Source organism: Streptomyces sp. NPDC057638, assembly GCF_042800315.1.
Lineage (GTDB): Bacteria > Actinomycetota > Actinomycetes > Streptomycetales > Streptomycetaceae > Streptomyces.
This window is the reverse complement of the sequence record NZ_JBHVHF010000284.1, coordinates 1-10,683: the sequence shown is the minus strand read 5'-3', so window position 1 is coordinate 10,683 and position 10,683 is coordinate 1. Positions and strand designations below refer to the sequence as shown.

General features: G+C 73.1%; 11 protein-coding genes and 1 pseudogene. 6 read left to right on the top strand and 6 right to left on the bottom strand.

What is annotated here, in order from left to right; translation table 11 throughout:
• Window positions 1-103 precede the first annotated feature (103 nt).
• Window positions 104-2,542, top strand: coding sequence for a copper-translocating P-type ATPase (locus tag ACFVIM_RS28115; RefSeq protein ID WP_384306924.1), 2,439 nt, complete (start codon window positions 104-106; stop codon window positions 2,540-2,542).
• Window positions 2,543-2,564: 22 nt separating this feature from the next.
• On the opposite strand, the gene crcB is transcribed toward ACFVIM_RS28115, so the two are convergent.
• The 5 genes and pseudogenes from crcB to ACFVIM_RS28090 form a co-directional block, all read right to left on the bottom strand.
• On the bottom strand, window positions 2,565-2,939 hold the full coding sequence (gene crcB, locus ACFVIM_RS28110; protein WP_384306921.1) for a fluoride efflux transporter CrcB: 375 nt from the start codon (window positions 2,937-2,939) through the stop codon (window positions 2,565-2,567).
• The gene (locus ACFVIM_RS28105) at window positions 2,936-3,379 is read right to left on the bottom strand and encodes a fluoride efflux transporter FluC (RefSeq protein WP_384306919.1); all 444 of its coding nucleotides are present in this window, start codon (window positions 3,377-3,379) and stop codon (window positions 2,936-2,938) included. Before ACFVIM_RS28105 ends, crcB begins: the two co-directional genes overlap by 4 nt.
• A gap of 292 nt (window positions 3,380-3,671) precedes the next feature.
• The gene (locus tag ACFVIM_RS28100) at window positions 3,672-4,103 is read right to left on the bottom strand and encodes a nuclear transport factor 2 family protein (RefSeq protein ID WP_384306917.1); all 432 of its coding nucleotides are present in this window, start codon (window positions 4,101-4,103) and stop codon (window positions 3,672-3,674) included.
• Window positions 4,104-4,244: 141 nt separating this feature from the next.
• Window positions 4,245-4,526: pseudogene (locus ACFVIM_RS28095) on the bottom strand (peptidase E); the annotation flags it as partial.
• A 24-nt stretch (window positions 4,527-4,550) separates the two neighbouring features.
• Window positions 4,551-4,946 carry a GNAT family N-acetyltransferase gene (locus ACFVIM_RS28090; RefSeq protein ID WP_384306915.1) on the bottom strand — a complete coding sequence of 132 codons (396 nt, stop codon included), beginning with the start codon at window positions 4,944-4,946 and terminating at the stop codon, window positions 4,551-4,553.
• Window positions 4,947-5,136: 190 nt separating this feature from the next.
• On the opposite strand from ACFVIM_RS28090, the gene ACFVIM_RS28085 reads away from it, so the two are divergent.
• From ACFVIM_RS28085 to ACFVIM_RS28075, 3 genes are all read left to right on the top strand, one after another.
• Window positions 5,137-5,943 (top strand): TIGR03086 family metal-binding protein, encoded by an 807-nt coding sequence (locus ACFVIM_RS28085; RefSeq protein WP_384306912.1) that lies wholly within the window; start codon window positions 5,137-5,139, stop codon window positions 5,941-5,943.
• Window positions 5,944-6,181: 238 nt separating this feature from the next.
• Window positions 6,182-7,099 carry an aminoglycoside phosphotransferase family protein gene (locus ACFVIM_RS28080; RefSeq protein WP_384306909.1) on the top strand — a complete coding sequence of 306 codons (918 nt, stop codon included), beginning with the start codon at window positions 6,182-6,184 and terminating at the stop codon, window positions 7,097-7,099.
• A gap of 82 nt (window positions 7,100-7,181) precedes the next feature.
• Window positions 7,182-7,853, top strand: a complete 672-nt coding sequence (locus ACFVIM_RS28075; RefSeq protein WP_384306907.1) for an MBL fold metallo-hydrolase — start codon at window positions 7,182-7,184, stop codon at window positions 7,851-7,853.
• 99 nt (window positions 7,854-7,952) lie between these two features.
• Here ACFVIM_RS28075 and ACFVIM_RS28070 read toward each other — a convergent pair whose 3' ends face one another.
• Window positions 7,953-8,552: a choice-of-anchor C family protein gene (locus ACFVIM_RS28070; protein ID WP_384306904.1), complete on the bottom strand. Its 600-nt coding sequence runs from the start codon at window positions 8,550-8,552 to the stop codon at window positions 7,953-7,955.
• Window positions 8,553-8,849: 297 nt separating this feature from the next.
• On the opposite strand from ACFVIM_RS28070, the gene ACFVIM_RS28065 reads away from it, so the two are divergent.
• Entirely contained in the window at window positions 8,850-9,347 is a 498-nt protein-coding gene (locus tag ACFVIM_RS28065; RefSeq protein WP_384306902.1) for a GNAT family N-acetyltransferase, read from the top strand.
• A 288-nt stretch (window positions 9,348-9,635) separates the two neighbouring features.
• A complete protein-coding gene (locus tag ACFVIM_RS28060; RefSeq protein WP_384306899.1) occupies window positions 9,636-10,655 on the top strand; it encodes an MBL fold metallo-hydrolase in 1,020 nt (339 codons plus the stop codon).
• Window positions 10,656-10,683 lie beyond the last annotated feature (28 nt).

Here is a 10,683-nt window from a genome sequence, read left to right as displayed (position 1 = left end):
CCCGTACCGCCGGGGGAGGGGAGCCACCCGACCGACCCGCCCCGGCGCGCGAACGGCCCGCCCCGGCCGTACGGTGCCGTCAGGGCACCGGCGGGAGGAGCCGATGAGTCAGGGCCAGGACGCCGAGAGCCGGACGGCCCCGGGGACGGCCCGGGGCGCCGCCCGCGTCGCGGAGATCGCCCTGGAACGCTGCTCCTGCGGTACGGAACTGGCCGGGGCGGAACGCGCTCTCGCCGCCCTGCCCGGTGTGACATCGGTACGGATGGACCGCACCCGGTCCGTCGCGCACCTCGGCTACGACCCCGGCCACACCGACCCGCGACGACTGCGGGCGGCGGCCGCCGACGCCGGGTACGCCTGCGGCTGCCGGGGACGGGACGGCTCCTGCTGCCAGCCCGGCCATCCGGCGGTCGGCGACGGCGACCGGATGCCCGCGACGGCGGACGTCCTGGCGAGCGGCCCGGCACCGCTGCCTCCGGCAGGGCGCACGGGCCCGGCGGCGCGGGGCCACGGACACGAGCGGGAACACGACCAGGCACGGGACCAGGAACACGGGCACGGTCATCAGCACGAGCACGGCTCCGCCATGGTCAGGGATCTGTTCCGCCGCTTTGTCATCAGCGCCGCCGTGACCGTCCCGATCGTGCTGTTCTCCCCGGTCGGACACAGCCTCGGCATCACCGCCGCGCCCCCGTTCGGCCTCTCCGAAGGCTGGTTCGGACTGATCCTGGCCACCTTCGTGGTGGGGTGGGGCGGCTGGCCCTTCCTCTCCTCGGCGGCCCGCTCGCTGCGCCGGGGCGAGGTCACCATGATGACGCTGATCGCCACCGGGGTGCTGGTGGCCTATCTCTACTCCGTCGTGGCGGTGTTCCTCGGCACCGAGGACGTGTTCTTCGAGGCCGCCGCGATGCTGACGTCGCTCAGCCTCATCGGACACTGGCTTGAGGCGCGGTCCCGCTACGCCACCGGCCGCGCGGTGGAGGCCCTGCTGGACCTGGCACCCGCGACGGCGACCGTGGTGCGCGCGGGCGCCGAGGTCCGGGTACCGCTGGAGGAGGTCGTCACCGGCGACCGGCTGGTGGTCAGACCGGGGGAGAAGGTCCCCGTCGACGGGACCGTGACCGAGGGCGCGAGCTATGTCGACGAGTCGATGCTCAGCGGGGAACCGGTCCCCGTCGCCAAACGCCCCGGCTCGACCGTCGTGGGCGGCACGATCAACACCACCGGGGCGTTCACCTTCACCGCGACGGCGGTCGGCGCCGACACCGCCCTGGCCCGGATCGTCCAGCTGGTGCGCAACGCCCAGGCATCCCGGGCCCCCGCGCAGCGACTGGCCGACACCGCCGGGAAGTACCTGGTGTACGTCGCCCTGTCGGCCGGCGCGCTCACCTTCGCCGCGTGGACCCTCCTCGGCGGCGAGGGCACCGCCTTCGCGGTCACCGCCGCCGTCTCCGCCATCGTCATCGCCTGCCCGGACGCCTTGGCCCTGGCCACCCCCACCGCGATCACCGTCGGCGTCGGACAGGGCGCCCGGGGCGGTGTGCTCTTCAAGAACGCCACCGCGCTGGAGAGCACGGCCCGGGTCGCCACCGTCGTCTTCGACAAGACGGGCACCCTCACCGACGGCCGCCCCTCGGTCACCGACCTGGTCCCCGCCGACGGCGTCGACGCCACCGAACTGCTCCGGCTGGCCGCCCGCGCCGACCAGCCCTCCCAGCACCCCCTCGCCGAGGCCATCGTGGCGGCGGCCCGCGCCCAGGGGCTGGACGTCACACCTCCCGAGCGGTTCGACTCCCTGCCGGGCCACGGGGTCACGGCCCAGGTGGACGGGGTGCGCGTGGTGATCGGCAACGCCCGGCTGATGGAACGCGAGGGCATCGCCACCGCGCCCCTCGGCGAACGGGCCCGGGAGCTGGCCGCCGACGGCAGGACCGCGATCCATGTGGGCGCCGACGGGCGGCTCCTGGGCCTGGTCGCCGTCGCCGACGCCGTCCGCGCCACGGCGCCCGCCGCCATCGCCGGTCTGCGCCGGGCGGGCATCCATACCGTCATGCTCACCGGCGACCAGGCCCGCACCGCCGAGGCGGTGGCCCGGCGGACCGGGGTCGACACCGTCATCGCCGATGTGCTCCCCGAGGACAAGGCCATCGCCATCGCGCGGCTCCAGGCCGATGGCACGGCGGTGGCGATGGTCGGTGACGGCGTCAACGACGCCCCGGCACTGGCCCGCGCCGACGCCGGGATCGCCATCGGCGCGGGCACCGACGTGGCGGTCGAGACCGCCGATGTCGTCCTGGTCCGCGATGACCCCGCCGATGTCGGCTACGCCCTGACCGTCGCCCGTGCCGTACGGCGCACGACCCGGCAGAACCTGTTCTGGGCCGCGATCTACAACCTGCTCGCCATCCCCATCGCGGCGGGCGCCCTCTATCCGGCGTACGGGGTTCTGCTCCGGCCCGAGTGGGCCGCCCTGCTGATGAGCGCCTCCACCGTGATCGTCACCGCCAACGCCCTGCTGCTGCGGCGGGTGCGCCGCCCGTAGCGCGTCGCGGTGGTGCCGGGGATCACGCCCAGAGCGCCCGGGCCAGCAGAGCCCCGGCGAACGCGGCCGTGAGTCCGGCCGTGACGCTGACGACGACGTTGGCCAGCGCGGCGAACCGCGCTCCCGACTCCGCGAGCCGCATCGTCTCGTACGAGAAGGTCGAGTAGGTGGTCAGGGCGCCGCACAAGCCGGTGCCCAGGAGGAGCTGTGCCGAGCCGGAGGCGGCGCCGTATCCGACGGCGCCGGTCAGCAGACCCAGGAGCAGGGAGCCCGCGGTGTTGACCACGAGGGTGCCCCAGGGCAGCCCCGTACGGTGCCGGGACCGCACGGCCCGGTCGGTCAGATAGCGCAGGGGCGCCCCGACCAGGGCGCCACCGATGACGAGCAGCCAGTTCACGACCGCTCCTCGGCCTGCTGGAGCCCGCCGGTCAGCTCCGTCCCCCGGACGAGCAGACGGCGGGTGACGGCGGTCGCTGTCACCACCGCCGCCAGCGCCGTCGCCACGGTGCCCAGCAGAGAGACGAGCGCGAGGCCGGTACGGCCGCCGTGCAGCAGTTGCTGGATGTCGACGGTGTAGGCGGAGAAGGTGGTGAAGCCGCCCAGCACTCCGGTGCCGAAGAACGGCCGTACCAGCCGGTGGGGAGTGCGCACCTCGCTGATGACCACCATGAGGACGCCGATGGCGGCGCAGCCGACGGCGTTGACCACGAGGGTCGCCGTGGGGAAGGAGCCGGGCGGGGCGGGCCAGGCCAGCGTGGTCGCGTACCGGGCGGCGGAGCCGAGGGCGCCACCCACCGCGACCGCCGCGATCACGGCGCCCTCTCCCTGGAGCCTCATGGTGTCCTTCCCGCTTTCCCGCCGTTCGAGGGTACGCGGGGTGGCGGCGTGCGTGCCCCAGGGCCCCTCCTGCGAGCGGGGTGGAGCATGGCCGGGGAGCGTCGCTGTGAACGCCGTCGGACGGCTGCCGCGTGTCGGTCGCCCTCACCCGTCCGCGGCTGCGGCCCCGTAAGCCCGCCCCCGTTTCGCCAGCGGCCGGGCCCCGGCTGACGGACGGCTGACGACGGCTGACGCACGGCCGGACCCGGGGGTGTCGAACGGCCGGTCCGTTCGACACCCACCGGGCCGGAGGTCAGCTCAGGTTGTCGCCCCAGCCGCCCTGGAGCATGGTCTGGAACGCCCACTGGCCCTCGCGCCTGATGAGGACGTCCGCATACCGCAGCCGCTGGGTCTCGCCCCCGGCCGTCATCGTCGAGTCGGTGAAGACGATCACCATCGCCGGGCTGAGGAAGACAGGGGTGCGGACCGATTCGAAGGTGATGTCCTCGGCCCCCTCACCCATCACCTGCGTCATGGTCGCCACGAACTGCTGCCGGTCCCACTGGGCGGACGCGCCCTGACCGGCGGCGTTGTCGCTGACGAGATTGAGCGGGAAGACCGCGAGATCGGCCATCCGCTCGATGTCCCGGCGGGCCGCGGCCGCGTCGTACTCGGCGAACCAGGCATGAACGCTGGCGATCTCGTCGTCGGTGGGGACGTATCCGGCGTCGGGAAGCTGGGGCACGCACTCTCCTTGATGTAATCAAGTTTGACTAATGCGAGAACGGTACCCCGCCTCCACGTACTAGTCAAACTCGATTACCGCGTGATCGTGAAGTGGGGGACAGGGCGAGGGCCGGGGTGATGCGCAGCGGTGAGGAGGGGGTCAGTGCCGGCGGCGCGGGGTGATCAGCGGCCGCGGCTCCCAACGCTCCTCGACCGCGCGGTCACCGTCGCGCCGCACCAGACAGGCGCCCTTCCCCGGCAGCTCCGTGACCGCCTCGACCAGTTCCGTGCCCCGGAGGCCGACCCCGTCGTCCGTGCAGTGAGCGGTGGGCAGGGTGCCGTCGGCGACCAGCCGGTGGATGAGCGGACGCCGTCCCGGGTCGGAGTCGTCGTGCACACCGTTGGCGTAGGGCAGCAGCCCCAGGGCGTCGGTGACCGGTTGAGCTCCCGCCGGGGCCGGACGGCCTCAGAGGGCGATCAGCCCCGCGTCCGTCGGCCGGAAACCGCAGGCGTCGAAGTAGAACTCGCGCAGATGGTCATCGAAGTCGACGTGGAGCCACTCGCACCGTGCCGTGCGGGCCTCCCGCGCGGCCGTCGCGACCAGCCCGGCGCCGATCCCGTTGCGCCGCAGTCCCGGACTGACCAGGGTGTCCAGGACGAAGGCGTGGACCCCCCCGTCCCAGGCGACGTTGACGAAGCCGACGAGATCGCCGCCGCGCCGCGCGCAGACCCAGCCGAGGCTGTGCCGGTGGACCTGGGTGTGCCAGTCGGTGTCCAGCGCCCGGTGGCCGAAGCCCTCCGCGTGCAGCGCGTTGACGGCCGCGTTCTCGAAGTCGCCCCGCCATGCGTAGGTGATCGTCATGGCGCGAGTCTAAGCGCGCGACGCGGCACCGGCCGCCGTACCCATCCCACCGCGCGCGACCGCCGACCCGGGGAATCACGGTCGTCAAGGGCCCCCACGGCGGCCCCTGTTGGGACCGTACGGAGTACCGCCCGCGCCGGGACCGGCCCGCCCCGGGGAGTCGACGGCACGCGGTTCGCCGCACAGTAGGGTGAGGAAAGACGGACCTGGGAGGGGGCACCGTCCTGATCGCCGTCGGAGCGATCCTCGCGTTCGGCACCGGCCGGGAGGCGGAAGGGGCCGCTCCCGCCGTGGTCGGCCTCATCCTCAGGTGGCGGCCGGGCTGATCGGAACCGTCGTCCTCGCGAGCATCGCTCGCCGTCGGCGGTTCGAGGACGCGTGGATCGGACCGCGCCCCCGGGGCGGACAGGCGTATCGCTGTCCTGATGAGTGGAAGAGGAACGACGTGGCATCGTCAGTGCCGGAGCTTTACGGACGGATCGCGGAGCGTTTTGGAGAACTGATCCTCAACTGCCCGCCGGACAGATGGGAGGATCCGTCTCCCTGCCCGGGATGGACGGCGTGGGACGTCGTGGCCCACGTGGTCTCGAATCACCGGCGCGCCGTCGCCGGCCTGGACGGATCCGGCTACTCCGCGCCGGGCCGGGGCGAGGACCTGGCTCAGGCGTGGGACGCGGCGTCCGAGGAGGTCACGACCGCCCTGCGTGACCCGGTGAAGGCCCGTGCCCTGCTGGGAGAGGAGTTCGGCTCCATCCCGTTCGAGGAGTTCGTCCGGCGGATGGCGTGTGCCGATACCGTGATCCACGGATGGGATCTGGCGCGGGCGACCGGCCAGGACGAGGTACTGGATGCCGAAGCGGTGGCCGTGGCGACGGAGATTCTGCTGCCGGAGGACGGGGACATCCGGATGCCGCGGGCGTTCGGCGCCAAGGTTCCCTCGGCCGCCGACGCGAACGCCCAGACCAGGTTGCTGAATTTCCTGGGCCGCGAGGTGTAGCCGCGGAGGGCGCTGTTCCCCGCCGCGTGCGTCGGGACGATTGGGAGATCTCGGCCAGTGTGCCTGGCCCGGATACGGCCGAGGAGTTTCCGACCGTCCCGGAGCGCCATGGCGCAGGCGGGAGTCCGGGCCGTCACAGCGCGGACGGGTGGCCTCTCAAGCAACTCCGGTGGTGTGCCGCCCGCAGCCCTGATATTCGCTGGCGCGCGCCCGAGGGGGTTCGCAGACTGGGCGGGTGATGGACCTGACCACCGATCTCGTACGCACCCTCATCTCACGGCAGTTCCCCGAATGGAGCGCGCTCCCGATCACCCCCGTGGCCCGTCAGGGCTGGGACAACCGGACCTTCCGGCTTGGCTCGGCGCTGTCGGTGCGCCTCCCGAGCGCCGCGGCCTACGCGGCCGCCATCGAGAAGGAGGACCGCTGTCTGCCCGCGCTCGCCGGGCATCTGCCGCTGCCCGTCCCCGCGCCGGTCGCGACGGGCCGTCCGACGGCCGACTACCCTCATCCCTGGTCGGTACGGAGATGGCTGGCCGGGCTGAGTCTTGAGGCGGCCGAGGCAGCCGACTCGGCTGAGGCCGCCGGGAGTGCCGAAGCCGCCGGGGGCATCGACCGCGCCCGGCTCGCCCGGGACCTCGGGGCCTTCCTCACCGCGCTCCGGGCCGCGCCCGCCGAGGGCGGTCCGGCCGCCGGACCACACTCCTTCTTCCGGGGATGCCATCCCAGCGCCTATGACGACGAGTTCACCACCGCCCTGCGCGCGCTCGGGGACACCGTCGACGCCGGGGCCTGCCGCGCGGTCTGGTCGAGCGCCCTGGCCTCCGCCTGGCCCGCGCGGCCGGCCTGGTTCCACGGGGATGTCGCCGTGGGCAACCTCCTGACGACCGGCGGACGGCTCTCCGCGGTCATCGACTTCGGCACCTGCGGTGTCGGTGATCCGGCCTGTGACCTCGTCATGGCCTGGACCTACTTCACCGGCGCGGAGCGGAGGGTCTTCCGTGACGCCGCCGGGCTGCCCGACGACGCCTGGCGCAGGGCGCGGGGATGGGCCCTGTGGAAGGCGCTGGTGACCATGGCCGGGATGTCGGGCCCTGACCCGGAGGGCGTCCAGCGCCGCGTCCTCGCCGAGGTCCTCGCGGACCCGCTCCTGCCCTGACGGGCAACGCTGTGAGCGAACCCGCTGAGCCGGGAGCGAACGGCCGTGTCGTCCCGGGGGCGAGGAAGCGCAGGCTGGGGCCATGGAGATCATTGAGGTACGACCGGAGCTGCGGATGTTCCGCTTCCTCGTGGGAGCGGCCTATCTCTGGCGGGACGGCGATGAACTGACCCTGATCGACACCGGCCCGGTGGGCCAGACGGAGCTGATCGAGAGCGCCCTCGACGGCGACCTGCGCAGGATCGTGCTGACGCACTGGCACGAGGACCACACCGGCTCCGCCGCCGAACTGGCCCGGCGCCATGACGTGGAGGTGATCGCGCACCGGCTGGAGGCGCCGGTCATCCGAGGGGAGCGGATCGGCGCACCGCCCGTGCTGGAGGAGTTCGAGATCCCGATCATCGAGTCCGTTCCCCGGCTGCCCCCGGCCCCACCCTGCCGGGTGGACCGGGAAGTCGAGGACGGTGATGTGCTGGACTTCGGCGGCGGCGCCGTCGTGGTGGCCGTACCGGGTCACACGGATGGCTCGATCGCCCTCCATCTGCCCGGACCGGGGCTCCTGTTCACCGGCGACACGGTCGCCAACGTCGGCCGGACGATCCTGGGGGTCTTCAACACCGACCGTGCCCGCGCGATCGGGTCACTGCGCACAATGGCGGCCCTGGAGCCGGACACGGTACTCGTCGGCCACGGTGACCCGGTCGTCGGGCGAGGGGCCGCCGCGCTGCGCGAGGCGGTCGCGGAGGTGAGCTGACGGCGTTCCCGGCGCGCGGGAGCGCCGGAGACGCGGGACGGGAGCGGTAACGGCCGGAAGGCCGCCCACCGCTCCCGTCGGTCGGGGTCGGGAGAGTCGCTACGGAGCCGGGGTACAGGAACAGGCGCAGCAGGAGTCGACGCGGACATCGTCGACGACCGGGCCATAGGCCCCGCCGACCGTGCTGGCGAAGCCGAGAGAGGTCGACGCCCCGGTGGCCACGAACGTCAGCTGGCGTTTCACATAGCCCATGGCGGCCCGGGTCTTACCGGTGGAGTCGAAGGAGAAGTCCTGGACGTTCTGGCCGTCGACCAGCACCCGGCCGGTCTTCACCGCCGGACCGCCCTCCGGGTTCGCGGCCAGCGCGTAGGTGACCGTGTAGCGGCGGCCGGCCGTGGTGGTGAACGTCTGGGACACCGCCCCCGCCCGGCCCGAGTTGAGGTCGACGGACTGGCCGCCCTCGGCCGCCTGCCAGAACCCGGCGCCGATCAGGTCCACTCCGCCCGCGGTCACCTTCCAGGGGCCGATGGACTGCCCGTCGACCAGGGTGGTGAACGCGTTCGCGGGCGCGGTGGGGTACTCGAAGCTTCCGTCGTCGAAGTAGCTGAGGGCGGAGGCCGGGGTGGCCGTCGCCACGGCCGCTCCGGCGGCGAGGGCACCCGCCGCGACCACGGCCATCAGGGAACGTACGATCTTCATGACTGCCTCCCGAAGGGGGGAATGCTCGTACAACCCGATCAGCTTCCCGGCGCGCCGGAAGGAGCGGGAAGGCGCGGGTCGCAGCGTGCGGGGGCGCCGGATGACGCGTATGGGCGGCGTGCGCCAGGGTGTGCATCAGTGAGCCGAGGGGACGGCCGACGCGACGCGGAGCCTCGGCGGCCGGATCGCCGGGGCCGGGCCGCCCCGCGACGGCAGCGGCGTGCCCCGGCCTTCGTGCAGGTCAGAGCGGTGACCCCGCCCTGCGTGTACCTGCCACCTTGTGGCTATTCTGCGGGGATGATCGATTATGGATATAGGGACCGCTCCGAACGGCGTGTGGCGCTGTTCCAGGTGGATGACGAGAACTGGCGTGCGGTGGCGGACGTGGTTCCCGCCGATGACCAGCGCCGGTTCGTCCCGCCGTCCGCCGCGCGCTATCTGTTGCTCTCCCTGCGCGAGGAGGTGTGGAACTCGCTCGCGGTCCACGCCGACGGCACGGTCGTCGGGCATGTGATGTGGGCCCGGGACGACGACGGCTCGTACTGGATCGGCGGGATGCTCATCGACGCCGGCGCCCAGGGCACCGGCGTGGGGCGGGCGGCGGTGCGCACGCTCATGCGATGGCTGGCGGAGCGCGCGGACTGCCAGGAACTCCGGCTCTCCTACGAACCCGACAACACCGTGGCCGCGGCCCTCTACTCCTCGCTCGGCTTCCGCGCGACCGAGGAGTCCGAGGGGGACGAGGTGGTCGCCTCCCTCTCCGCGCGCGACGCCCTCGTGGCCGTCACGGGCTGACCTCCGGTAGGGCGCGGTCCCCGCGCGCGCGTTGACCGGCGGGGACCGGGCGCGGGCCCCACCCACAGGCCGGGCGGGACCAACGGCTCCGGCCTCGCCGTAGCCGCGTCTGTCCCGCCGTAGCCGTAGCCGTAGCCGTAGCCGTAGCCGTAGCCGTAGCCGCAGCCGTCCCGCCGGAGCCGCGGCCGTCAGCCGGTCAGGGACCCGGGACGCATGGGAATCAGCCATCCGGGCCCGTCCCGCCGCGACGGGGGCGCGGGGCGGCGGGGACGTCAGGACAATGACGCCATGAGCGAGCCCAGCACGATCCATCGGACAGGCCCTGGCTCCGCTGGCCTGACCAGCATCGATGACCGAATACATGTGTGGATGCCCGGCACCCCCGGAATCTGGGGACTGGCCAACTGCGTCCTCGTCACCTCCGGGTCCGAGGCGCTGCTCGTCGACACGCCGTACACGGCCGCGCTGACCACCGCGCTGAAGGAGGCCGCGGCACGGGTCCTGCCGCCCGGTGTCGCCATCTCCACCGTGATCAACACCCATGCCAACGGTGACCACTCCTACGGCAACCAGCTCTTCCCCGAGGCCGAGGTGATCAGCACCGAGGAGAACCTGCGCCATCTGTGCGCCGAGCCCGAGCCCGCGCGGTTCCAGGCGCTGCTGGACTCCTGCGACGCGACCGACCCGTTCGGCCGCTATCTCCTCGGGCACTTCGGTCGCTACGACTTCGGCGGACTCGCGATACGGCGGCCGACCCGGGTCTTCAGCGGGCGCGAGGAACTGACCGTCGGCGGGACGACGGTCGAACTCATCGAGGTCGGGCCCGCCCACACCCATGGCGACCTCATCGTCCATATCCCCGCCAGCCAGGTGGTGTGCGCGGGCGACATCCTGTTCGTGGGTGATGTCCCCGTGCACTGGGCCGGGCCCCTCGCCGGGGTGGTCGACGCCTGCCAGCGCATTGTCGAGCTGAGGCCGCGGACCGTGGTGCCGGGCCACGGTCCGCTCGTCGGCCCCGCCGAGGTCATCGCCTACCAGGGATACGTACGCGCCCTGCGCGACCGCGTCCACGATCTGCACCGCGCCGGAATGGACCTGGACGACGCGGCGCGCACCTGTCTGAGCGAGTTCAGCCGGGCGGACCTCGGTCTGACCGAGCGCATCCCCCTGCTGGTCGCCACCGAGTGGCGTCATCTCACCGGGGACACCAGCCCCCTCGATCTGCTCGCCGTGCTGCGCAAGGCCGTCGAGCACTGTCCCGACGCGGTCCCCGCCACCCTGCCGCCACGGCCGGGCCGCCCGTCCTGAACCCGGATGGGGACGCCCGGTCCGGTGC

Coding starts and splice junctions, on each gene's coding strand:
- ACFVIM_RS28070 (WP_384306904.1), bottom strand. CDS start 8,552: ATGAAGATCGTACGTTCCCTGATGGCCGTGGTCGCGGCGGGTGCCCTC.
- ACFVIM_RS28075 (WP_384306907.1), top strand. CDS start 7,182: ATGGAGATCATTGAGGTACGACCGGAGCTGCGGATGTTCCGCTTCCTC.
- ACFVIM_RS28115 (WP_384306924.1), top strand. CDS start 104: ATGAGTCAGGGCCAGGACGCCGAGAGCCGGACGGCCCCGGGGACGGCC.
- ACFVIM_RS28060 (WP_384306899.1), top strand. CDS start 9,636: ATGAGCGAGCCCAGCACGATCCATCGGACAGGCCCTGGCTCCGCTGGC.
- ACFVIM_RS28105 (WP_384306919.1), bottom strand. CDS start 3,379: ATGAGGCTCCAGGGAGAGGGCGCCGTGATCGCGGCGGTCGCGGTGGGT.
- ACFVIM_RS28065 (WP_384306902.1), top strand. CDS start 8,850: ATGATCGATTATGGATATAGGGACCGCTCCGAACGGCGTGTGGCGCTG.
- ACFVIM_RS28090 (WP_384306915.1), bottom strand. CDS start 4,946: ATGACGATCACCTACGCATGGCGGGGCGACTTCGAGAACGCGGCCGTC.
- ACFVIM_RS28080 (WP_384306909.1), top strand. CDS start 6,182: ATGGACCTGACCACCGATCTCGTACGCACCCTCATCTCACGGCAGTTC.